The 24,591-nt window shown below is 56.3% G+C and carries 18 protein-coding genes; 4 read left to right on the top strand and 14 right to left on the bottom strand.

The features are described from left to right. Positions 1-278: 278 nt before the first annotated feature. Entirely contained in the window at positions 279-5,021 is a 4,743-nt protein-coding gene (gene gltB / locus ACFPLB_RS15655; protein ID WP_378231325.1) for a glutamate synthase large subunit, read from the top strand. A 10-nt stretch (positions 5,022-5,031) separates the two neighbouring features. Continuing rightward, a complete protein-coding gene (locus ACFPLB_RS15660; protein ID WP_378231327.1) occupies positions 5,032-6,486 on the top strand; it encodes a glutamate synthase subunit beta in 1,455 nt (484 codons plus the stop codon). 36 nt (positions 6,487-6,522) lie between these two features. Here ACFPLB_RS15660 and ACFPLB_RS15665 read toward each other — a convergent pair whose 3' ends face one another. The 7 genes from ACFPLB_RS15665 to ACFPLB_RS15695 form a co-directional block, all read right to left on the bottom strand. Beyond that, positions 6,523-7,389 (bottom strand): TIGR01459 family HAD-type hydrolase, encoded by an 867-nt coding sequence (locus ACFPLB_RS15665; protein ID WP_378231329.1) that lies wholly within the window; start codon positions 7,387-7,389, stop codon positions 6,523-6,525. Positions 7,390-7,392: 3 nt separating this feature from the next. Next, the gene (gene phnE, locus ACFPLB_RS15670; RefSeq protein ID WP_378231331.1) at positions 7,393-8,199 is read right to left on the bottom strand and encodes a phosphonate ABC transporter, permease protein PhnE; all 807 of its coding nucleotides are present in this window, start codon (positions 8,197-8,199) and stop codon (positions 7,393-7,395) included. Continuing rightward, positions 8,196-9,002 carry a phosphonate ABC transporter, permease protein PhnE gene (phnE, locus tag ACFPLB_RS15675; RefSeq protein WP_378231333.1) on the bottom strand — a complete coding sequence of 269 codons (807 nt, stop codon included), beginning with the start codon at positions 9,000-9,002 and terminating at the stop codon, positions 8,196-8,198. Before phnE (ACFPLB_RS15675) ends, phnE (ACFPLB_RS15670) begins: the two co-directional genes overlap by 4 nt. Continuing rightward, positions 8,999-9,787, bottom strand: coding sequence for a phosphonate ABC transporter ATP-binding protein (phnC, locus tag ACFPLB_RS15680; RefSeq protein ID WP_378231335.1), 789 nt, complete (start codon positions 9,785-9,787; stop codon positions 8,999-9,001). The genes phnE (ACFPLB_RS15675) and phnC overlap by 4 nt, the downstream gene beginning before the upstream one ends. 17 nt (positions 9,788-9,804) lie before the next feature. Then, positions 9,805-10,797, bottom strand: a complete 993-nt coding sequence (gene phnD / locus ACFPLB_RS15685; RefSeq protein WP_378231337.1) for a phosphate/phosphite/phosphonate ABC transporter substrate-binding protein — start codon at positions 10,795-10,797, stop codon at positions 9,805-9,807. 73 nt (positions 10,798-10,870) lie between these two features. Beyond that, positions 10,871-11,701: a DeoR/GlpR family DNA-binding transcription regulator gene (locus ACFPLB_RS15690; RefSeq protein WP_378231339.1), complete on the bottom strand. Its 831-nt coding sequence runs from the start codon at positions 11,699-11,701 to the stop codon at positions 10,871-10,873. An 87-nt stretch (positions 11,702-11,788) separates the two neighbouring features. Continuing rightward, positions 11,789-12,814 (bottom strand): YeiH family protein, encoded by a 1,026-nt coding sequence (locus ACFPLB_RS15695; RefSeq protein ID WP_378231341.1) that lies wholly within the window; start codon positions 12,812-12,814, stop codon positions 11,789-11,791. Positions 12,815-13,066: 252 nt separating this feature from the next. Here ACFPLB_RS15695 and ACFPLB_RS15700 point away from each other — a divergent pair, with 252 nt between their 5' ends. Together ACFPLB_RS15700 and ACFPLB_RS15705 are read left to right on the top strand one after the other, a co-directional pair. Beyond that, positions 13,067-14,386 (top strand): NAD(P)/FAD-dependent oxidoreductase, encoded by a 1,320-nt coding sequence (locus ACFPLB_RS15700; RefSeq protein ID WP_378231344.1) that lies wholly within the window; start codon positions 13,067-13,069, stop codon positions 14,384-14,386. 162 nt (positions 14,387-14,548) lie between these two features. Then, positions 14,549-15,535 carry an LLM class flavin-dependent oxidoreductase gene (locus tag ACFPLB_RS15705; protein ID WP_378231346.1) on the top strand — a complete coding sequence of 329 codons (987 nt, stop codon included), beginning with the start codon at positions 14,549-14,551 and terminating at the stop codon, positions 15,533-15,535. Between the two features lie 209 nt (positions 15,536-15,744). Here the strand turns inward: ACFPLB_RS15705 and ACFPLB_RS15710 are convergent, their stop codons facing one another. From ACFPLB_RS15710 to ACFPLB_RS15740, 7 genes are all read right to left on the bottom strand, one after another. Continuing rightward, complete coding sequence (locus tag ACFPLB_RS15710; RefSeq protein ID WP_378231349.1) at positions 15,745-16,899, bottom strand: linear amide C-N hydrolase; 1,155 nt, start codon at positions 16,897-16,899, stop codon at positions 15,745-15,747. 105 nt (positions 16,900-17,004) lie between these two features. Beyond that, the gene (locus ACFPLB_RS15715) at positions 17,005-18,405 is read right to left on the bottom strand and encodes a glutamate decarboxylase (protein WP_378231351.1); all 1,401 of its coding nucleotides are present in this window, start codon (positions 18,403-18,405) and stop codon (positions 17,005-17,007) included. A gap of 164 nt (positions 18,406-18,569) precedes the next feature. After that, entirely contained in the window at positions 18,570-19,586 is a 1,017-nt protein-coding gene (locus ACFPLB_RS15720; RefSeq protein WP_378231354.1) for a mechanosensitive ion channel family protein, read from the bottom strand. Between the two features lies 1 nt (position 19,587). Beyond that, entirely contained in the window at positions 19,588-21,087 is a 1,500-nt protein-coding gene (locus tag ACFPLB_RS15725; protein ID WP_378231356.1) for a TolC family protein, read from the bottom strand. Continuing rightward, positions 21,084-22,910 carry an FUSC family protein gene (locus ACFPLB_RS15730; protein ID WP_378231359.1) on the bottom strand — a complete coding sequence of 609 codons (1,827 nt, stop codon included), beginning with the start codon at positions 22,908-22,910 and terminating at the stop codon, positions 21,084-21,086. Before ACFPLB_RS15730 ends, ACFPLB_RS15725 begins: the two co-directional genes overlap by 4 nt. Then, positions 22,894-23,949, bottom strand: a complete 1,056-nt coding sequence (gene mdtN, locus ACFPLB_RS15735; RefSeq protein ID WP_378231361.1) for a multidrug transporter subunit MdtN — start codon at positions 23,947-23,949, stop codon at positions 22,894-22,896. Before mdtN ends, ACFPLB_RS15730 begins: the two co-directional genes overlap by 17 nt. A gap of 3 nt (positions 23,950-23,952) precedes the next feature. Beyond that, positions 23,953-24,165, bottom strand: a complete 213-nt coding sequence (locus tag ACFPLB_RS15740) for a YtcA family lipoprotein (RefSeq protein ID WP_378231362.1) — start codon at positions 24,163-24,165, stop codon at positions 23,953-23,955. Positions 24,166-24,591: the final 426 nt, after the last annotated feature.

Genomic DNA, 24,591 nt, shown 5'->3' on the forward strand with positions numbered 1-24,591 from the left:
CCCCAAGACCGAAAAGATCGTCCTGACTAAATTTTTCATACTTAAATTTCGTTTCATGCCAGATTTTTTTATCTTTCCATCTTGCGCATGATCTGCTCCTGTGACATTTATTTTATAGGGCAGCAATGCTGACTTATTGCCCCACTGCAACAGTCGGGCTGCGGGCGTGTTCAACGTTCCGATGAATCCCGCGCAGCAGGCGGGCCTTGCACCCCGATGCCGGTGCTCATCCGGCAGAGTGGAAACGACATAGATATAGCGATGGAAGGACTACGGCGATGATACATCGGACGCCACCTGTAGCGACGGCTCAGGCGCGGACGGGACGCACCAAAACCACCGCCAGCAACCGCACCAAAACCACCGCCAGCACCCGCACCGAACCCATCCGCGCAGCAAAAGCCCACGGTCTTTACGATCCACGCAACGAGCATGATTCCTGCGGTGTTGGCTTCATCGCCCAGATGAAAAATATAAAGTCGCACCAGATCGTGCGCGACGGGCTCATCATGCTGGAAAACCTGACCCATCGCGGTGCGGTCGGAGCTGACCCGCTGATGGGCGACGGCGCGGGCGTGCTCGTCCAGCTTCCCGATCGCTTTTTCCGCAAGGTGATGGCGGAACAAAATATACAGCTTCCGCCACCCGGCCACTATGCCATCGGTTACTGGTTCATGCCGCAGGATACTGCAATGCGCATCCATATTGAGGATGTGATTGCAGAAGCAGCACAATCCGAAGGCGTGCCGCTTCTGGGTTTTCGCGACGTGCCGATCGATAACTCCTTGCTATCAAAGGCTTCAGACATTGCTGCCAGTGAGCCTTGTCATCGGCAGGTATTTTTTGGCCGCCCGGAAGGCATTGCCAATGATGATGACTATGAGCGGCGGCTTTTCATCCTGCGCAAGGTGATTTCAGGGCGTATCTACGCCGAAAATGACAATCGCGACATCGGCGCTTATTGTGTTTCGCTGTCATCGCGCACCATCGTCTACAAGGGCATGTTTCTGGCCTCTCAGGTCGGAGCCTATTACCGCGATCTTGCCGATCCGCGTTTTGAGACGGCGCTGATCCTCGTTCACCAGCGCTTTTCGACCAACACTTTTCCGTCATGGAAGCTGGCGCATCCCTACCGCATGGTCGCCCATAATGGCGAGATCAACACCGTGCGCGGCAATGTCAACTGGATGGCGGCACGGCAGGCATCGGTCGATTCCGAACTGTTCGGCAACGACATCGCCAAGCTGTGGCCGATTTCCTATGAGGGGCAGTCCGACACCGCCTGTTTCGACAATGCGCTCGAATTTCTCTGGCAGGGCGGCTACAGCCTTGCCCACGCCATGATGATGCTGATCCCGGAAGCCTGGGCCGGCAACCGGCTGATGGATTCTAACCGGCGCGCTTTCTACGAATATCACGCCGCCTTGATGGAGCCGTGGGACGGACCGGCGGCGGTCGCCTTCACCGATGGTCGCCAGATCGGCGCAACGCTTGACCGCAATGGCCTGCGCCCTGCCCGCTATATCGTTACCGACGATGACCGGGTGATTTTGGCCTCCGAAGCAGGCGCGCTGCCGGTGGCCGAAGAAAGGATTGTAAAAAAATGGCGGTTGCAGCCGGGTCGCATGCTGCTGATCGATCTTGATCAGGGTCACATCATTCCCGATGACGAGATCAAGACCGGGATTGCAACCCGTCACCCCTACCGCCAGTGGCTGAGCAACACCCAGCTTGTTCTGGAAGAACTGAAACCCGTCGAACCACGTGCTCCGCGCACGGACGTGTCGCTGCTCGATCGTCAGCAGGCCTTTGGCTACACGCAGGAAGATTTAAAACTTCTAATGTCACCAATGGCCACTACCGGTCAGGAGGCAATCGGCTCGATGGGTACAGATACGCCAATTGCGGCAATGTCCGACAAGCCAAAACTGCTTTATGACTATTTCAAGCAGAATTTTGCGCAGGTGACCAACCCGCCCATCGACCCGATCCGCGAGGAACTGGTGATGAGCCTCGTCTCCTTCATCGGGCCACGACCCAACATTTTCGATCTCGTCGGCTCGTCGCGCAGGAAGCGGCTGGAGGTGCGCCAGCCGATCCTGACCAATGCCGATCTGGAAAAAATCCGCTCCATCGGCCACACCGAAGACCACTTCGACACCAAGACCATCGACATTACCTATGCCGTCACCGAAGGGGCGCAAGGCATGCCCGCTGCCATCGAGCGGCTGTGCGAGCGCGCTGAAGCGGCAGTCGCCGGTGGCTATAACATCATCGTGTTGTCCGACCGGCAGATCGGGCCGGACCGCATCGATATTCCCACACTTCTGGCAACAGCCGCCGTCCACCAGCATCTGATCCGCAAGGGGCTTCGTACCTCGGTCGGACTGGTGGTGGAATCGGGTGAGCCGCGCGAGATTCACCATTTCTGCTGCCTTGCCGGTTATGGCGCGGAGGCGATCAACCCCTATCTTGCCTTCGACACGCTGATCGACATGCACCGCAAGGGCCGCTTCCCGCCGGAAATCGAGGAACAGGAGGTGGTTGCCCGCTACATCAAGTCGATCGGCAAGGGCATATTGAAGGTGATGTCCAAGATGGGCATTTCGACCTATCAATCCTATTGCGGCGCGCAGATTTTTGACGCTGTCGGCCTGTCATCGGCTTTCGTCGAAAAATATTTCACCGGAACGGCGACCGCGATTGAAGGCATTGGCCTGGCCGAAATGTGTGCCGAGACAGTGCGCCGCCACACACAGGCTTTTGGCGACGATCCGGTGCTGAAACATGCGCTGGAAGTCGGTGGTGAATATCTCTACCGCATGCGCGGTGAAGAACATATGTGGACGCCGGATGCGGTCGCCTCGCTGCAACATGCCGTGCGCAGCGGCTCATGGGAGACTTTTAAGGAATTCTCGCGCCAGATCGATGACGAAGCGGCAAGGGCGCGCACCATTCGCGGCCTGTTCAGCATCAAAATGGCCAAGGAAAATGGCCGTACGCCAGTGCCGCTCGATGAGGTTGAGCCAGCCGCCTCCATTGTCAGGCGGTTTTCGACCGGGGCGATGTCGTTCGGCTCGATTTCCCGCGAGGCGCATACGACGCTTGCCATTGCCATGAACCGTATTGGTGGCAAATCGAATACCGGCGAGGGCGGCGAAGAGCCGGACCGTTACGCCTTGCTCCCGGATGGGTCGCCCAATCCCGAGCGTTCGGCGATCAAGCAGGTGGCCTCGGGCCGCTTCGGTGTCACCACCGAATATCTGGTCAATTCCGACGTCATCCAGATCAAGGTGGCGCAAGGGGCCAAGCCCGGCGAGGGCGGCCAGCTTCCCGGCCACAAGGTGGATGCCACCATCGCCAAGACACGGCATTCGACGCCGGGCGTCGGCCTGATCTCGCCACCGCCACATCATGACATCTATTCGATCGAGGATCTGGCGCAGCTTATTTTTGATCTGAAAAATGTCAATCCTTCTGCCGATATTTCGGTCAAGCTGGTGTCGGAGGCGGGTGTGGGCACTGTGGCGGCGGGTGTCGCCAAGGCGCGCGCCGACCACATCACTATTGCCGGCTATGATGGCGGCACGGGTGCGTCGCCGCTGACCTCGCTCAAACATGCCGGTAGCCCATGGGAAATTGGCCTTGCCGAAACCCAGCAGACGCTGGTGCTGAATGGCTTGCGCTCGCGTGTGGCATTGCAAGTCGATGGCGGCTTGCGCACCGGACGTGACGTTGTCATCGGCGCACTTTTGGGAGCCGACGAGTTCGGCTTTGCCACCGCGCCATTGATTGCGGCTGGCTGCGTGATGATGAGAAAATGCCATTTGAACACCTGTCCGGTGGGCGTAGCGACGCAGGATCCGGTGTTGCGAAAGCGTTTCAAGGGCGCGCCGGAGCATGTCGTCAACTACTTCTTCTATGTGGCGCAGGAGGTGCGTGAAATCCTTGCCGCCATGGGCTTTCACAAACTCGATCAAATCATCGGTGAGACCGGCCTGATCGAAAGACAGGCAATGATCGAGCACTGGAAGGCACGGGGTCTCGACTTCTCGCGCATCTTTTACAAGCCCGACGTGCCACGCGAAGAACTGCGGCATACAAGGCTTCAACAGCACCCGATCGATAATGTACTTGACCACCGGCTGATTGCGCAGGCTGCCCCGGCGCTTGATGCGCGCCGCAAGGTTACAATCACAACGCCAATCCGCAATACCGACCGTTCAGCAGGTGCAATGCTGTCGGGCGAAGTGGCACGGCGCTTCGGCCATAAGGGGCTGGCGCATGACACGATTTGCGTAAAACTGACCGGTACCGCTGGTCAATCCTTCGGTGCGTTCCTGTCGCGTGGCATTTCCTTCGAGCTTGTCGGTGAAGCCAATGATTATGTCGCCAAGGGGCTGTCGGGCGGCCGGATCATTATCCGTCCATCGGGCGACGCGAAAATCGTCGCCGAGGATTCGATCATCGTCGGCAACACCGTGCTTTACGGGGCGATTGAAGGCGAGTGCTATTTTCGCGGTGTCGCCGGTGAACGCTTTGCCGTGCGCAATTCCGGTGCTGTGGCCGTGGTCGAGGGCGTTGGCGATCATGGCTGCGAATATATGACAGGTGGCGTTGTCGTCGTTCTGGGGCCCACAGGGCGCAATTTTGCCGCGGGCATGTCTGGTGGCGTTGCCTATGTGCTCGATGAGGACGGCGATTTTGCCGCCCGCTGCAACATGGCCATGGTCGAACTGGAGCCGGTGCCGGAAGAAGACGACATGCTTGAACGACTGCATCACCATGGCGGCGACATCGCTCATATGGGCCGCGTCGATGTCTCGGGCGACGTCACCAGCCATGATGAGGAGCGGCTCTACAAGCTGATTTCCAGCCATATGAACCTGACCGGCTCAATGCGGGCAAAAACCATCCTCGACAACTGGGCCGACTATCGGCCGAAATTCCGCAAGGTGATGCCGGTCGAATATCGCCGTGCCTTGCAGGAGATGGAACGCATGCGCATCGTGGCGGCCTGAGGAAAACAAGATGGGCAAAGTAACAGGATTTCTCGAAATCGACCGGCAGGTGCGCCAGTACCAGCCAGCCGCTGACCGCATCCGCCATTTCCGTGAGTTCACGCTGCCAATGTCGGAGAATGAGGTCGAAAAGCAGGCGGCGCGCTGCATGGATTGCGGCGTGCCCTATTGCCATGGGCCAACCGGTTGCCCGGTACATAACCAGATCCCCGACTGGAACGATCTCGTCTATACTGGCGATTGGGAAAGCGCGATCCGCAATCTACATTCAACCAATAATTTCCCCGACTGGACGGGCCGCATCTGCCCCGCCCCTTGCGAGGAAGCCTGCACGCTCAATCTTGAAGATGCGCCGGTAGCGATCAAGACCATTGAGCAGGCCATTGCCGACAAGGCCTATGAAACGGGCTGTCTTGCGCCGCAACCGGCAGCAATCATGACCGGCAAGCGTGTCGCCATTATCGGCTCCGGCCCTGCCGGCATGGCGGCTGCCCAGCAATTGGGGCGCGCAGGCCATGAGGTTCATGTCTATGAACGCGAAAGCCAGCCGGGCGGGCTGATGCGCTATGGCATTCCCGATTTCAAGATCGAAAAGCACTATGTCGATGCGCGTATTCGCCAGATGGAAGGCGAAGGCGTTACCTTCTTTTGCGGTGTCAATATCGGCCTCGACAAGACAGTGGCGCAATTACTGGCTGAATATGATGCCGTGCTTTATTGCGGTGGCTCGGAAAAGCCACGCCCTGCCGGAATTCCGGGGGCAGAACTAGACGGCGTCCATGACGCCATGCCCTATCTGGTTCAGCAAAACCGCCGCAATGGCGGCGAAGACATCCAGTCCGTTGCCTGGGCCGCCCGGCCGATTCTGGCATCTGGTAGCCATGTCGTCGTCGTTGGCGGCGGCGACACGGCCTCCGACTGCGTTGGCACGGCCTTCCGGCAAGGGGCGGTGCGCGTCACCCAGCTCGATATTCGCCCGCGCCCGCCTGAAAAGGAAGACAAGCTGGCTGTCTGGCCCTATTGGGCAACCAAGATGCGGACCTCATCCAGTCAGGCTGAAGGTGCGCAGCGCGAATTTCAGGTGGCGACGCTGGAATTTGTCGGCGAAGAAGGCAGATTGGTTGGTGTCAAATGCTGCGAGGTCGATGAAAGGCGCAAGCCGGTGGCCGGCACGGAATTCATCATTCGTGCCGATCTGGCCTTTATCGCCATCGGCTTTTGCGGCCCCACTGAAACCGGCGTGCTGACCGAACTGGGCGAGAGGCTGAACACCGCGCTGGATACACGCCGCTCAATCAATGTCGTGGCCGATGAAAATGACTATCGCACCAGTATTGACCGGTTCTATGCCGCTGGCGATGTGCGGCGCGGCCAGTCTCTGGTTGTGTGGGCAATCCGTGAAGGCAGGCAGGCCGCCCGCGCCATCGATCTGGCCATGATGGGAAAAACGCTGCTGCCTGCATGAACGCTGCAACAATTGCCTGTATGACCCGCTTGCAGATCAGGCAAAATCAGCAATCATGGCCTGCGGCCTGTCCTGCGGATAAGAAGCCAGTTCAGCATAAAGCGTGTTGGGCCGGGAAAGGTCGATCCGCTCGCGGTGAATGCCATTCACCACAAAAAGACTGTCGATACCTGCCCCACATGCACCACGCATGTCATGCGCCAGTGAATCGCCAATAGCCAGAACCCGGTGGGCCGGAACATCCAGAAGTTTCAGCGCAGTTTTGTAAATACGCGGCCATGGCTTGCCGTGATAATGGCTTTGCCCCCCCATTCCGCTATAAAACTCAGCCACAGCGCCGGGGGCTGCCACCACCTCTCCGGCTCCCTTGACCCGGGTAAGATCAGGATTGGCGCAAATCAGGGGAAGAGAATGGCTCAACCCCTCACGAAGCTGCTCGATCCAGTCGGCAGGCGGCGTTGGCAAAGGCGGCATGCTTTGCACAAATAAAAAATCAGCGTCGGCAACGGTTTGCGCCCGTTCATAGCCATGATCGAGCAGGTCAACCCGGTCATCATCGCGTGTAAAAGGCCAGACACGGCGCCCCAGATGGTCATAGGCTGTATCGCGCTCGCCGGTCAGCGCATCCAGCGCATCATCGCCCGCAGACAATACCCGCTCATAAAGAGAGCGCGCAATGCCCATTTCCTGCATCAATCGGGCATTTTCTTCACCACTGCGCCCGGAATTGGAAAGAATGATAACGCGCTTGCCTGCCTGTTTCAGACGCTCCAGAGCATAAAGAGCAGCCGGAAACACCGTCTCGCCATCATGCAAAACGCCCCATTGGTCGATCAGATAGCCATCATAGCGATCCGAAATTTCATCCAGTGAGGAAATGAGTGGCGGCAGCGTGTTCATCATGGGCTACGACACCTTTGCCCGCACCCGGGCAGAAACAAACTCGCTGACAATGACCAGCACCAGAATGGCGCAAAGGATCAGCAGAACCTGATTCCAGGCGAACTCATTGATGGAAGCATTCAGTTGCAAGCCAATGCCGCCAGCACCGACAAAGCCCAGAACTGAGGCTTCCCGGACATTAATGTCCCAGCGATAGATCGAGGTTCCGATCAGAACCGGCTGCACCTGCGGCCAGATGGCTGATGCAAGCACCTGCAACTTGCTGGCGCCTGTGGCTTCCACAGCCTCGATCTGCCCATAATCGACCTCTTCAATGGCTTCGGCCACAAGCTTGGCGATGAAGCCGGTGGAGCGCGCCGTTACCGCACAGATACCGGCAATCGGGCCGGGACCAAAAATGGCGACGAAAAGCAGCCCCCAGATCACAGTGTTGATCGACCGCGACAGGATCAGGATCAGACGCCCGACAAACCAGACCGGCCTGTAGCCTGCCGTATTTCTGGCCGCGATAAAGGCAACAGGAATGGCCAGCACCACAGCCGCCATGGTGCCCAGCGTGGCGATATGGATGGTTTCAACCAGCGGCTGCCATATCTGCTGGGCATAAGACCAGCGCGGCGGCCACATGCGTTCGGCCATGTCGAGCGCCTGTATATGGGCATCCCCCAGAAAAGCCCATTCCACATCGATCGCGCGCATCGCCCAGACCACGGCCACCGCACAAGCAACTGTCCATAGCCATTGAACGGTTTTTTCGCGGCCAGAATAGCGCCGGTAACGGGAAGGATAGGCATCGAGACGATTGGTCACCGGAGCCTCCTGCGAATATAATCAGACCCGAACTCTCCCATTGCCACCAGAACGGCGATACAAATGAGGATGGCGCTGGCAAAGTCGAAATCATATTTGCTGAAAGCTGCCGAAAGCGTCTGGCCAATGCCACCGGCCCCCACAACACCGATGATGGTGGAATGGCGCAAATTTGAATCCAGACGATAGATGAGAATGCCGATCTGGCGCACCAGCACCTGTGGCAGCACGGCAAACCAGATCACCTGACAAAAGCCTGCACCGGTTGCCCGCAAGGCCTCGACAGGCCCCATTTTCATATTTTCAATGTCTTCCGCCAGCATTTTGGCGACAAAGCTGAAAGAACCATAGCTTAGCGTCAGCACACCGGCCAAAGGACCAAAGCCGAACATCTTGACGAAGAAGATGGCGATGATCAGTTCGTGAAATGTGCGCCCGATCACAATAAGACCGCGCGCCGCCAGATAGATGGGCCGCGGAGCCAGATTGCGGGCCGCGCAAACACCGATCGGCACGGCAATGAACAGTCCCAGAACCGTTGAGATAATGGCGATCTGGATGCTTTCGAGCATGCCATTGATCAGCAATTGCGAGCGTGAGAAATCCGGGGGCCACATACGTGCAAAAATATCCCCGGCACGGAAAAACCCGCGCAGAACCCGCTGGCTGTTAAACTCCAATGTTCCCAGTGACCAGACCAGATAGAGGACGACCGCCAGAAGAAAGGCGGTCCGCAGCCTGTAGCTGCCAAAAATTGTCGGCGGCCGCCAGTCGCATTCAGCCGCAGAGCCGGTGGTGCTCATGCCGGCTCCTCTTGCTTCAAACTGGTCTCATCATCCTCATAAGCGCCATAAATATCGACCAGCCTGGCATGGGTCAGTTCGGCAGGCGCGCCATCAAAAACAAGTTCGCCGTCGCGCATGCCGATGATGCGGTCACAAAAGGCCCTGGCAAGCGAGACATCGTGAATATTGATCAGCGCAGGCATTTTCTGCTCTTCTATAACGCCTTGAGCAAGCTGCATGATCTGCCGGGATGTGCTGGGGTCAAGGCTGGCGGTCGGCTCATCGAGCAACAAAAGCTTGGGGCGCTGCATCAAGGCGCGGGCAATGCCAACACGCTGGCGCTGGCCACCCGACAAGGCGTCAGCGCGCCGGTTTTCAAAACCGGCCAGCCCCACCCGCTCCAGCAACGCATAGGCATAGCGAATATCTTCGGCACTGTAGCGGTAGCGCAATGATGTCCAGAAGCCGACATAGCCAAGCCGCCCGGTCAGGACATTTTGCATCACGGTCAATCGTTCGACCAGATTATACTCCTGGAAGATCATGCCGATCTGGCGACGCATCTTGCGAAGCTCACCGGGCGAAAGCGAAGGAATATCCGTCCCCATCAGCCGGACCGAGCCCGATGTGGGTTCAACCAGCCGGTTGATACAGCGGATCAGCGTGGATTTTCCTGCGCCCGACGAGCCGATGATCCCCACAAGCTGCGGAGTATCGACAGTAAAGGTCACGGAATCGAGCGCCCGGCGCCCGGTTCCGTAATCCTTTGCCAGATCGGTTATTTCCAGAAGTGGTTTGGTCATCAGACAGGCTTTCCGGCTCAATCTGCCTTCAGGGTGGACAGGCCGGATTCATCATAGCTGGCGCCCGTCTCGCGCTGGATGGCCACGATGTTTTCCCAGTCTTCCTTGTAATTGACCGTCGTAAAGCCCTTGGTATCCTTGAATTCCTCAAAAAGGCTTGAATTCATGAAGTCGAAATCCAGAAACGCATTGACGATCTTTTCGGCAAGTTCGGGCTTGAGATTATAGACAAACCCGTAACCGGTGCGCGGGAAAGGCCTGGATTCATAAACAATGCGCAGCGCATCTTCATCGACAAGTCCCCGCTCGATCATGCGGTTCAAAACACTGTCGGCAATCGGAGCAGCATCATAATCGCCATTGACGACGCCGAGGATCGAATTGTCATGCTTGCCCGAATAGATAATTTCATAATCTGTACCCGGCACCACGCCCATCTGCTTGAACAACACTTTTGGTGCCGTATCACCCGAATTGGAGGACGGGGCGACATGGGCGACCCGCTTGCCCTTCAGATCTTCCACCGATTTGATATCACTGTCGGCAGGAACAATAAGCTTGAGCCTATAGCCTAGCGAACCGTCGATCTTGTCCATCGTCGCAGCCGGGTGGAAACCGGCAAGGTTTACGGCGTAAGGCACAGCCCCGGCCGCATAGCCGGCAATGTGCAGCCGCCCGGAGCGCATGGCCTCAACTTCTGCTGCATAGGAATCTGCCGGGAACCATTTGATCTTCTTGCCCGTGGCCTGCGCCAGATGGTCGAGAAGATCGCTGAATGTGTCTTCATAAACCGCAGGATCCTCAACCGGTGTATAGCTGAAGATCAGCGTATCGGGGTCGAGCCACTGCGCCGGGTCGGTTGGCGGATCGGCAAGCTCGTCACCATCCATATCGCAAAAGCGATCATTCAGATCTCCGCGACTGGTGCAGTCCTGCGCAAAAGTGGCGGTTGAAAATACACACGCAGCCACCAAGGCCATAGCGCGCAGTGAAGCAAGTGCTGCAGACATGAACGAACCTCCCAATTCGTGATTATTGCGATGTAATCAAATTATCAGACAAATGTAAAATAGTTTACGCAAGCTAATTTTCGGATATCTGTCTTTTGGACATCGAGGCCGATGCCGCCAAGGGCTGTTCGGCAGCGGCAACCACCAATCTGCCACCAGCCTGCGCCAAAGCCGCCGCAATATGGGCTGGCGGTTCGGCATCGACAATCAGATCGGTCAGTTGATGCCCGCCCAACATGCGGCGCAAGGCAGTCTTGTCGAATTTGGTTGCATCCGCCATGCCGATGCGACGACTGGCATTATCGAAAGCCGCCTGCCGCAAGGCAATTTTTTCCGGGTCAAAGTCGGTTGGCTGCCCTTCAGGATCAAAACCACCAAAGCTGCTGACGGCAAAGTCGAAATGAAAGCTTGCCAATGTGCGGATGGCATGGATGCCGACAAGAGCGCCATTTGCGCCCCGCAAACTCCCGCCGGTCACGAAAGTATCAATCTGCGGATGCGTAGAAAAAATCATGGCTACAGCAGCACTTGGGGTTACCACATGCAAGGAACTGTGTTTGCCAAGCGCCCGGGCAACACACTCCACCGTCGAGCCGACATCCAGATAAACAGAAGCCCCCGGCGGGATCATGTCAGCCACCACGGTTGCAATGCGCTGCTTGCCTTCAAGGCTGGTGGATATTTTCTGCGCATAGCCGATGCGGAACAGATCTTGCCGCAATCCCGCTCCACCATGAAAGCGAATGAGATAGTTCCGGCCTTCAAGCTCGATCAATTCACGCCGCACGGTCTGCGCCGAGACATTGATCTCTTCGGCCATGGCTTCAATCGTGGCAAAGCCCCGGTCCTGAATATGGCGCAATATCCATTGCTGCCGTGTTGTGAGGCCATCCATGGCAATCATAAGCAAGTCCTGTAAGATTTCTTACATAACCTGCCTCAAGCTGCGCCCAACTTCAAATCATAATTTTTCCGGACACATGACTTTGCCTCAAGGTATTATTGTCACCATCAGATAGCTGATGACGGCAATGAATACGGATGCAACGCCAGCCAGAACCAATGGCGGCAAGCCATGTTGCCTAAGTTTCGACACGCTGGTTCCCAGCCCCAGCGCCGCCATGGCGGCGGTCAGCAATATGGGTGTGGCAGTTACAATCGGCGCCCGGATAGCATCGGGCACAATACCCACACTATTGACGACAGCCAGCACCAGAAATCCGATAACGAAAAATGGCACGAGCGGTATTTTCCGGCCCTTGGCGACTGCCTGCGTTTGCGGTTGCGAAAGAACGACAGACAGGCAGATGATGAGCGGTGCAAGCATCATCACCCGCGCCAATTTCGTCACCACTGCAACCTCACCGGCCTCAGCGCCGCCCTGAAAACCTGCACCGACGACCTGCGCAACCTCATGAACCGACAGACCGATCCAAAATCCATAGGCACGATCTGAAATTCCCGTCAGCAGCGCCAGGAACGGAAACAGGAACATGGCGATCGTGCCAAAAAGCGTGATACAGGCGACGGCATAGGCGACATCTTCGTCATCTGCGCCGGTCACGGCATTTGCCGCAGCAATCGCCGAAGCGCCGCAAACCGAAGTTCCTGCAGCAAGCAAATGCGCAAGCTGGCGATTGACGCCGAGCAACCGGCCCATCCACAGCGTGAACAAAAATGTAAAGCACAGTCCAAATGCTGCAAAGCCAACCCCGCGCACACCAATCTCGCTGAGCTGCGCAAACGAGATTTGCAGGCCAAGCAGGGCAACGGCAAAACGAAGCAGACGCCTGCCCGAAAGCGCAATGCCAGCCCCGGCCGAAGCATGGACGCCAACCACATTGGCAAACAGCATGCCAACAAAAATCGCCGTGATCATCGGGCTTAACTGCGACACAAAAGGAATATGGTGCAGGCCATAGGCGGACGCGGTGACGACAGCGACCAGAATCAAGCCCGGTACATAGTCTGCAATAACGGTGCTGGCGTTTTTATCAGCGGCAGTAAACAGGCTCATGACGGGCACTCAAAATGTCATTTGAAAAAAGCCCTTGCATGTAACTCAGGCTTTTGGGGATAATCCAATTGGATTCATAAAACATTCTCATCGGCATCACCGAACAATCGGCCTGTCGCTTTTTGTGCAGACAATTTTTATCCTGAAAAGTCTGCAACTTTTCTAAGATCATGCTCTAAATGTTTGATTCCGTATTTTGATGGTGCGATTCTTTCATGGGAATGGAAGAATGCCCTATGGGACAAGCTCGTCATGGAAACGACACCAGCCACCATATCCCCTGCCGCAGCAGGCGGCGCTCATCGTCGGCACGTCACCGTCATAGGCGCCGGGCTGGTCGGGCTTGCCTCGGCGCTCTGGCTTCAGGAATTGGGGCATGAAGTCACCATCGTCGATCCTTCTCCGCCTATCGGCAACGATCCCTGGCAGCAGGCCGCCAGCTATGGCAATGCCTGTACCTTTGCGCCCCACGGTGTGGTTCCGGTTTCCACGCCGGGGCTTGTCTGGCAGGTTCCGGGCATGCTTCTGGACCCTGCCAGCCCGCTGGCGATCAACTGGCGCTATCTGCCCCGACTTGCGCCGTGGCTGCGCGCCTTTCTGCGCGCCGGACGAGAGGCCGAGGTTCAGCGCATCGCCAGCACTTTGGCTACGCTCTTCAGCCATGCCGACACCGATTGGCAGCCGCTGTTCCAGCTTGCCGGTGCAAGCCACCTCCTGCGCCGCAAGGGGTGCCTTTATCTCTACAAGAGCGAGGCCGAATATAAGGCTGGCGAGTATGACAACAGGCTGCGCGTACAACATGGTGTCAGGCTGACCAGGCTGGATGCAGCACAGGTCCACGCGCTCGAACCCAACCTGGCTCCGCTCTATCATGCCGGTGTTTTGCATGAGGATGCATATACGATCGACAGCCCGCAGCAGATGGGCGAAGCGCTTGCCGGGGCGTTTCAGGCAAAAGGTGGGACAGTTATCAAGGGGGCGGCCACCGACCCAATGCGCTCGCGAACGGGAATGGAAATTACGGTCGATGGCGTCAAGCACACGACCGAACATATTGTGGTTGCAGCCGGGGCCTTTTCAGGCCGCCTCGCACGCCAGTTGGGCGATCCTATCCTGCTCGATACCGAGCGGGGCTATCATGTCATGTTTCCCGATGCCGGAAAACTCGTGCAAAGGCCGGTCTGCTTTGTCCAGCACGGCTTTTACATGACGCCGATGGCCGACGGCCTGCGCGCCGCCGGGACCGTGGAATTTGGCGGGCTGTCGGCAGCGCCCAACCCGGTGCGCAGTGACGTGATCCGCACACAGGTGGGGCATTTACTGCCCAATGCCGGAGCCTCCGGCAAGACCTGGATGGGTTTTCGCCCCTCCATGCCCGATTCATTGCCGGTCATTGGAAACTCTCCTTCCACACCTTATGTGACCTATGCGTTCGGCCACGGGCATCTGGGCCTGACACTGGCCGGTGTTACCGGGCGGCTGGTGGCGGAACTGGTTTCGGGCAAGGCTGCACATATTGACATCACGCAGCTTCGCCTCAATCGCTTCAGTCGATGGGGTGGGAAAATCTAAAACCTGTCTCTCGAGACTTAAGAACCAGTTTCGAGATAAAGACATGCGTAAAAATAAAGATATAAAGCGGGTCGCGTGAATCTGAAAGAAAAGCGACACGCTTTAATGCGCTGACAATGATGACCCGTCAGATAACGGGCCAACAGTTCAGGGAGTAAATCTTTGACAAAACTATCGATTCTTGAGCTTGGCCGCGTTCGGCAAGGGGGCAGCCGTCGCGCGGCCCTCGACGAAGCCAGAGAACTGGCGCAACAGGCCGAGACATGGGGCTATGAGCGCATCTGGGTGGCCGAGCACCACAATATGCCCGCTGTGTCGACTGCCGCAACCTCGCTGGTCATTGCTCATATCGCCGCTGGAACGACACGCATCCGGGTGGGGGCCGGTGGCATCATGCTGCCCAACCATGCGCCCTACATCATTGCCGAACAATTCGGGACGCTGGAAACCCTGTTTCCCGGGCGGATCGATCTTGGTCTTGGTCGCGCGCCGGGAACCGACCAGTTGACATTGCGCGCCTTGCGGCGTGATCCGGCAAGTGCGGAGAATTTCCCAAGTGATGTACAAGAGCTTCAGGCGTTTTTAGCTGATGCCGTTGCCGGTCAGCGCATTGAAGCCGTGCCCGGCTCGGGAGCCAATGTGCCGCTGTGGATTCTTGGTTCAAGCCTGTTTGGTGCTTATCTTGCCGCAGAACTGGGCCTTCCCTACGGCTTTGCTTCCCATTTTGCCCCGCAGGCGCTCGATCAGGCGCTGGAAGTTTACCGCAGCCGGTTCAAGCCCTCGAAGCAATTGTCGCAACCTTATGTGCTCATTGGCGTCAATGTCATAGCGGCTGAAACAGATGCGGAAGCACGCTTTCTCGCCACCTCGCAGCAAATGTCGTTTACCGACATCTTCCGTGGCGCGCGCAATCTTACCCAGCCACCGATCGAGGATATTGAAAGCTACTGGACGCCTACGGAAAAAGTACAGGTGATGCAAATGCTGTCCTGTAGTGTTGTCGGCAGCCCGGCAACGGTGCGTGAAGGGCTCGATAACCTGCTTGCACGCACCGGCACAGACGAGTTGATGATTATTTCCGACATGTTCGACCCTGCAAAACGGCTGCGCTCGTTTGAACTGATCGCAGCGACAATGGGGAAGAAATAAAAAATTGCGCTGCCGGGCCCCGTTTTGCCGATCTGACACGCGATTACGGAACCAGCCCGGACGATTTACCAGCAAGCTGGTTGGCGCAATAGCTGGTACTTTAGAGCATTTTTTGTTTTTATGGAAACGGATGAAATGCTCTAATCTCTTGTTTTAGCCGCATTTCTGCGACGCCAGACGATTCCGACTGACTGCAAAATGCTCTAAGGTCAGGTCCTGACCCCAAGCAGTGCATCTGTCGCATCAAGTGTCGCAAGTCCGGAAAGCTGGCCAAGCGGTGCAACCTTCATCTCGCCAGCGGCAAGCAATCGCCGCAGATCAAGCCGGATAAAATTGATGACGTCATAGCTGCGAATATAAATCTGGCTCCCGGCAAGATCAGCCAGCACCGTCCATGATGTATATTCGCTGGCCTGTTCGCCGGGCTTTGATGTCGCCCCCTCAATATCAAGCCCGGACAGTGACGGAGAGTTTAGCGTCGTCCCTTTGGGGCGGTCGAAAGTGTTCATGATATGCGCCAGCGTGCGGATGGCGTTTTGATCATCTGTTTGCCCGGCATAGGTCGCGTAATAGGCCGCGCGCACAAAACGACCGACAGAGGTGTTGGAAGAAGGCAAGCCCGCAGTGGCAATCCCGGCATCCGGCTGTTCCACATCGAGTGTTCCAAACCGGCCGGTTGAACGGTCCTGATTGTTCAAAAATGTGTAATTGCCAAGATTGGTCAAATGCCAGGGAAAATCCGGGCCATTGGTCATCACCCCGACGGGATTGTCATAGACATGCTGCGCGCCATTGGAAAATTCAATGACCAGAGATGCGCCCGACGCATCATGCACGACGAAATGAAATGGTGTTTTTGCTCCATGCAGCGGCGCAAGCGCCGTCAGCACAATATTGCGCTGTGACAAGGCCTGCTTGACCTCATCGATATTGGCAAACAGCCCCAGAAGCCATGCGCCAAGATCAATGGCGGCCAGCATTGCCTGTGTCTTTTTGCCATTGTTGCGCGGGCCCGATGCCCCACCATAGGCAAGAACGCTGAAAGTCAGCCCTTTTTCATTCAGCCCCTCAACGATCTTCAGATCATCAAGTGTCTGATAGGGAACAGCAATGGCAAGGATACCGTATCTGGTTGTAAAATGAAGCGGCTCATGCCCATCAACCTGCGAGGCAAGTGCCTGTCCTTTTGGCATGCTGGCCACGACGTAAGGCATTTCCGCCGACAATTCCATGGTGCGCCCGGCATAGGCGTTTCCTTCCGTGCTGCGAAGCAGCAAGGCGGTGCAGCCCATCACAAATTCGCCGGATGGCTGATAGGCCAGCATATGTGTGAGGAAGGAAAAAAGGCTTGTCAGGAAATCCATGTGAACCTCTTTGCGTAAAGCAGGGCCTGTTCAAAATGCTCTAAAGTATTTTGGGAAGAAAAATGCCGCCCCCGAGGGAGGGAGCCGGGGGCGGCAACGCAAGCTTCAACCATGGTTGAAGCTGCCCGCTTCCTTTTCGCTGAGAAAAGAGCTTGCGGGATGCCTCTTGAAATGGTCAAGCGCGCGTTTCATGTCATCAAGCAACAGGCTGGCCAGATCGCGGCTTACACCGTGACGCACCAGAATGCGCTGAACGACCAGATCTTTGCGATGGGCGGGCATCGAATAGGCCGGAACCTGCCAGCCGCGGCTGCGCAGCCGGTCGGCAAGGTCGTAAAGCGTGTATCCAAAGGTGTTGCAGCCATCCTTCAGCGTCCAGGCCAGTGCCGGAATGCCTTTCTGGCGGTCGCCATCAAACAATATCCTGAACGGCCCCATGCGGCCTATTTCGCCAGCCAGATAATGTGCCGTTGCATAACAGGCATTGTGTACCCTGGCATACCCTGCCCGGCCAAGGCGCAGAAAATTATAATATTGTGCAATGATCTGGCCACCGGGACGCGAGAAATTCAGCGCAAAGGTCGGCATGTCGCCACCCAGATAGTTGACGTTGAACACAAGTTCCTGCGGCAGATCAGCAGCTTTCCGCCACACCACCCAGCCTGCTCCAAGTGGCGCCAGACCAAATTTATGGCCTGACGTATTGATCGACTTCACCCGCGGCAGACGAAAATCCCATATAATGTCAGATGCACAAAAAGGCGCCAGAAAGCCGCCGCTGGCGCCATCGACATGAATGGGAATATCCAGTCCCTTTTCCTTTTGCAGCACATCAAGCGCATCGCTGACCGCCTTTACCGGCTCATACTGGCACGTAAAGGTGACCCCCATGGTGGGCACAACGCCGATGGTGTTTTCATCAACCCGTTTGAGCACCTCGTCCGGGCTCATGATCAGGCGGTCGCCTTCGAGGGGAATTTCACGCAGTTCAACATCGAAATAACGGGCAAATTTATGCCAGCAGATCTGGACCGGGCCGCAGATCATATTGGGCTTGCCGGTCGGCTTGCCAGCAGCCTGACGTTTTTTACGCCACTGCCATTTGAGCGCCAACCCGCCCAGCATGGCCGCTTCCGACGAGCCTGTGGTTGAACAGCCCATGGCCGTGTTCGGATCCGGCGCATTCCACAGATCGGCAATCATGCGCACACAGCGCGCCTCAATCTCGGCAGTCTGGGGATATTCATCCTTGTCGATCATGTTCTTGTCGATCGACAGATCCATCAGATCGCGAATTTCCTCATCAACCCATGTCTGGCAGAAAGTGGCAAGGTTCTGGCGCGAATTGCCGTCCAGCATCAGTTCATCTCGCACCGCCGCATAGACATTGCGTGGGTCACGCTCGGCTTCTGGAAATTTTTCCTTTGGCAGGCAGCCCGAAAGTTCAGCCGAGGCATACACATCATCAATGGCGCTGTGATGATTGATGCTGGCCTTGCTGCTCATGCCCGATCCCTTCACAATAATGGTTGTTTAAAAACCAGCGACTCTCATGAAAGAATGCACGATCAGAATTACAACTACAAGTAGAATTTATTTAAAATACTCAATTTAAAAGATACCGTCCCGAAACTGGTTCTCAAGTCTCGAAAGACAGGCTTTCACACGCATCAGTCTTGCGTCTTCTCCAGAAACACCGTCTGGGAAGGGAAGGCAAAATCAGCCTGCCGCGCATGAACGATCTCGATGATTTTGAGAAAAATATCCTGCTGGACAGAAAGCCACTCCGCCCATTTCGTTGTCTTTGTAAAGCAATAGACCATGATATTGAGCGACGATGTTGCAAAGGCATCAAAGAAGATCAGCAGATCCTTGCTCTGGTCGATGCGCATGTCGTTTTTCAGCATGATTCTGATATCATTGACAACATCGCCCACCTTGTCGGCATCTTCATAGCGAAGGCCGATTGTCGTGTTGATGCGCCGGTTGGTCATGCGGCTGGGATTTTCGATGCTGATCGTCGAAAACAGCGCATTGGGCACATAAAGTGGCCGCTTGTCGAAAGTGATGATCTTGGTGCTGCGCCAGCCGATCTCCGCCACCGTACCATCGATCTGCCGGTCAGGTGACGAGATCCAGTCCCCGATATTGAAGGGGCGGTCAAAAAACAAAATCGCCCCGGAGAAAAAATTGCTCAACACATCACGGCCGGCAACGCCAATGGCGATACCGCCAAGGCCGCCAAAGGCCAGCAGACCGGAAAACCCGATGCCGAAATGCTCGCCAAACAGCAGCACCAGCATCAGGAAAATAACCAGTTTGAGAATTCGTGAAATCAACCGCGCCGAGGTCGGATCGCTGCCCTTTTTGATCTGATTATGGGTCAGCCGGTTAATCAGCAGGAACGATTGCCACATCAACAGCAGCGCCACAGCTATAATCGCAGCCATGTCGATCTGTTTGTCTGTCACCCAGACAGATTTGACATCATAGGCGACACTATAGGCAAGCTGGCGCAAAAGCAGGATCAGCGCACAGATGGTGACGACAAAAGCAATATGGGCTGCAATGCTGCCTGACCAGATCTGCTTGCGTCGCATAAGCAGCCACAATGCCAGCGCGACAGCACAGGCAAGCAGAATCAGCACCCCGATGATCCAGTATTTTACAGCAACCGCCTCCACCACATTATCTCCCCATGACTGTACCGGGGATCTTGTCAACTGATGTCAGCGCGCCGGTAAAAAAAGCAAGATTGGCGGCGGAAATCAGCACCGCGACTTCCGCATCGGCCTTGGTCAGGCGGGCATCGAGCAGCGCCGAGTTGGCTTCATTGACAATGACGATTGTGCCAAGGCCATTGCGGTAGGCTTCCAGTGCCGCATCAAAAGCGGTGGCGGATGTCTGGACCAGAACACCCGCCGCCTTGTTGGCCGCCAGAGTTGTCTCAAGCACATTGGACGCAATCACAATCTCTGAAATCGCGGCCAGTTGAACCTGACGGAATGTCTCGGCTGCCGCCGCAGCGCCGGCTTGCGCAGTCTTTACCTGTGCTGCACGCAAACCACCGTCAAACAGCGGAACACTGGCAACAACAAGCACACTGCTTTGCGCTGTCGAACTGCCAATGTCGGAAAGATTGCCGGCATGGAACCGGCTGGAATTTGACGCAAGCGTTCCGGCAACGACAATTTTCGGCATCATGCCAGCCTTTGCCGCCTCCACCTGCGCCTCGCCAGCTTTCAGCGCGGCATAGGCTGCAAGAAGATCAGGGCGGCGCTGCATGGCGCTTTCCAGAACCGTTTGAGTAAGCGCATCAAACCGGGCCGGAAGCTGACGCCGGTTTGGCGCCGCCACCTTCAGCCTGACTGTCGCATTGACCCCCATCGCGCCAAGCAGTGCCTGATAGCTGTCCTGTTGCTGGCCACCTGCCCGCACCAGTCTAAGCTCTGACTGGGCAAGTTGCTGGCGCGCCAGAGCCAGTTCAACAGCCGTGGCGCGCCCTTGTTGAAGCTGCGCCTCAACAGCCCGCAAAACCGACTTGCTGTTGGCCAGTGTCTGCGCCGCAATCCGATGGCCTTCAATCGCCGCCCCATGCTCGTAATAGCGGCGCGTGACATCAAAAATCAGCTTTTGATGTGCGGCATTGAATGTAACATTCGAGGCAAAAGAAACCTGGCGCGCCGCCTTGCTCAAAGCGGCGCGCTGACCAAAATCAAACACCAGCCATTGCAGCGCCAGAACCGGGGTAACACCCTTCAATGTGCTTTCGACATCAACTCTGCCAACCAGTGGCACATCGACAGGTGTGCTGTTTTTTTGCACACCGCCAATCACGCTTGCGGTAATCAGCGGCAGAAAACTTGCCTCGACCATGCCCGAGGCAAGGGCTGCCTGACGCGACACTTCCCACGCATGGCGTGTTGCGGGACTGGAACGCTGCGCAATATCAATCAGTCCCGCCAGATCATAAGCGTGCTCCGGATCAATCAGGACCGGGTTGGCAATCTGCGCCAGTTTTGGCTCAGCCGGTACAGAAAAATCGGCAGGTCCTCCGGTTTTGCGTGGTTGCGCCTGCGCCACCCATGGTTTTGACGGTGACAAGGATGCCCGCTCGATAGCCTCGTTTGCACAGCCTGTAACAGCAAGCGCAATGAGAGCAGCAGGAAACAGCCAGCGCATTCTCATAGGGCACCATCCGTCAGGGCAGCTTGCGGGGGCGCCAGCAAGGCGGGTGGTTCAGCAGAAAAATAGACATCCCTGCCAGTTTGGGCGAGCATCTGGATGAGGCGCTTATACTCTTCTTCTTCCCGCACATGCAGCCGCAGTGAATGCGGTTCGAATGGCACCAGATAAAGCAGATAACGCACATTGCCGAGCCATTTTTCATTTTCGCTGACGGTTGCAATTTTCTGCATCCGCTGTTGGGGCGGTGTTGCAGCAAGCTCTGCAATTCCAGCCTTCACCTTCCCCAAAAGATTGCGAATATCGACGCTAACCGGCGTTGGCCAGATGAAGGTCGAGGTCAGATAGACGGCAAAATTGCCAACGAGTATGCCAATGATCCGGTCGCCTGCCGTTGAAAGATCGGTTGCCGGGCCATAGTCCTGCAAAACCGTCAGCGTGAAGGCAAGGCCGATCTGAACACCGGCATAGGAAATCTTCTCACTGCCCGCAGCAATCCAGCCCGACAACAAGCCAACGGCAAACACCAGCCCCATCAGGCCACCAACACTGTCCATCTGCGGTGTCAGCCAGATGATCGACCCAAGGCCGATGGCAGCACCGACAAGGCAGCCGCCAATCCGCAATCCAAGCTTGTGGATAGTGTCACCCGTGGTGCCCAGCGCCGCCACATAGCAGGTAACCATTGCGGTATGGATGCCCTGCCAGTTGATGGCCGAGTAAAACAGATAGCACAGCATCGCCGCCAGCGTCGTTTTCAGAGCAAATTGCAGATAACGCGGATTGGACAGAAAATCAGGCGCGACAAAGCTGTCATTTTTGCCCTTTTCATAAATCACCGGCTCGGTCCCGGTGATCGTGCGCAGCGCCTGCATAATCGCCGCCATCTGCGCTGTTCCCTCGCCATCACCGGGCACATCATCTTCAACGAACTCGGCAAAGGGCTGCCCCTCTTCAAGCGCTTGCACCATCGCCGCAATCATTGCTGAAAACCGTTCGCGTGCCTTGTCCAGCGCAGTTTCCGGCAGGGCCGAAATCGCATAAAGCAACTGGTAGGAGGCCGAGACATCCCTGCTCATCCTGTCAGCCTTTTGCCGCGTCGTCTGGTGCAAGAGTTTTACCAGCATGACGCGCTTGTCATGCTCATCATTGCCCTGTTCAAGTTTGCGTCTCAGGGCCAGCCCTGTTTCGGGGTCGGGACCATGCAGGGCCTGCTGTGCCAGAAGCAGGCGCTGATGCAGTTCCTCGCGCAAAAGCGTCAGGCTCCAGCGGCCAAAGAACAGATTGAAACCGGCAATGACGAACATCGGCAACACTGCCATTTCCCAGGCAAAACGCAGCCCCGTGGAAATGACGCCATTGATCGGCACAGCACTGACCAGTGTCAGGATGAAAGCGATAATGAGCGCAACAATGCTGCCGCCCTCGCCAAGCCTGGTGGCTGCACCAAGAAAAATGAAGACGACGGAAACAACCACCATCGTCAGGATTCGCACCCATGTCGATTCAATCGTCGATTGCAGAACCGGGATCATCAAGGCCACCAGAAGGGTGATGGCAAACACTGCCGCTGTTGCGACAAGCATATTTTCAGCCCCGTCCTGCTTGACGAGAAAGATCACGAGATAGCAACTGATGGCCGATTCCGGGATATGAAACATCATGGCGACGCCAGCCACCAGCGCACACGCCACCCCAACGCGCCAGCTCGTCGCCAGTCGCCCCGGAAAGGGCGCAAGATCGGCAAATGTCTCGCCCAGCGATTGCCACAACTCCCGATCGGCATGGCGGCGATCACCGAAGCGCCAATTAGCAGCTTTGGCCATGATGCACACTCACAACAGCAGAAGCACCCGCACGGACAAGATCATCTGGCGGATTAATGAGCTTGATGCGCACCGGAAAACGCTGGGCAATCCTGACCCAGTCCAGCGATTTGGGAATAAAAGGCAGATTGCGCGGCACATTGAGGATTTCTTCGCTGCTGACACCGCGGCCAATGCCTTCAACCCTGCCCTGCACCGCCACAGAACTGTCAGCCAATATCCTGACAGTGGCGCAATCGCCAACTGCAATGCCCTCCAGATCTGTCTCTCGATACGTTGCCGAGGCATACCAGCTTGCCGCATCGATCAGGATGAAAAGTGATTGGCCGGGTGCAACAATCTGGCCCGGCGCATGAAAAAGCCCAACCACGAAACCATCATATGGAGCCGTGACTTTCGTGTTTTCAAGATTGTGCAGCGCCAGTGCATAAGCGGCCTGCCGGGCACGCACCAGCGCTTGCGAACTCTCCAGAGTTCCAACCAGATCATTGGCGGCCTGCGCCTGCTTTAGCGCCTGACTGAGACTTACCTGCGCATCATCACGCAATGTGCGCGCATCATCGACCTGCTGCTGCGAGGCATAGCCTTGAGGGCGCAACGCTTCCAGACGGGTCAATGTTGCCTGCGCCAGGGCAAGATTGGTTCTGGCGCGCATGATCTGATCATCGGCAATTGCCGCATTCTGTGTCTCTGCCTTCAGGCTGCGCGCCTGTGCGGCAAGGGCTGCCTGGGCAATCTCCAGATCGGCTCTGGTCTGATCAACAAGCAACTGAAGCGGCTTTGGATCAATGGAAAACAAAAGGTCCCCGGCCTTGACCCGCTCATTTTCCACAACGTCAATCGACTGGATACGCCCGGCCACACCAGCGGCAACATTAACGAAATTGGCGCTGATCACCGCATCTTCAGAAAGCAGGTTCTGGCGCGACTGCCACAGATGAAGACTGACCAGAATAACAGCCAGCACGATGACAAAACCCGTCACCCCGACGCCAAGGGTATTGACGGATTTTTTGGCGTAAGCATCATGCCCCGGCATCAATCAACTGCCTGCGATAAGCGCAAGCGCGCTGGCAAAGGCAAAAGCAAGGGCTGTGTAGGTCACCAACCGCAATGGCAAGACATCATCAATACCAACACGAATGAAGAGCGCGCGGACCATGACCGTCACAACCAGCGCAATAAATGCATAAAGCATCCATGCCGGGAAAAAAGCGCCAAACAAAGCGTAGGAAGGACTTGAAAAGAAAGACATCTTTTTTCCATGGCTGGAAACGGATTGGCCAATCACAAGCTGAACCATTCAGAATGAAGCCCTGATTTCAGTCAGACCACGACGGCGCAAAATTATGATTTGGCATGCGCACTATCTTTTGCTACCAAATATCAGATTGCAATCCAAGGTAGTAATTGTAAAGATCGTGATGACGGGAAAATTATTCATGAATTCGCTCATGCCCCTATCCCGGATGACAAACCCGCTTTTGAATCAATATAAATGTGAAAACAATGTCTTAAATTGGATCATCACCTCTGAAAAAGTGCAGCATGACCTCAGGTCAGAATCTGGTGGATATCAGCATTCAGCCTGACAATGGGGCAAAAAAGAACAATGACTGAATTCCCGATCAAGTTGCAATACAGACTGCGCCTTTCTGAAGAAGACAGCCTGAACACTCAG

Source organism: Aquamicrobium segne (genome assembly GCF_042656785.1).
GTDB classification, from domain to species: domain Bacteria; phylum Pseudomonadota; class Alphaproteobacteria; order Rhizobiales; family Rhizobiaceae; genus Mesorhizobium; species Mesorhizobium segne.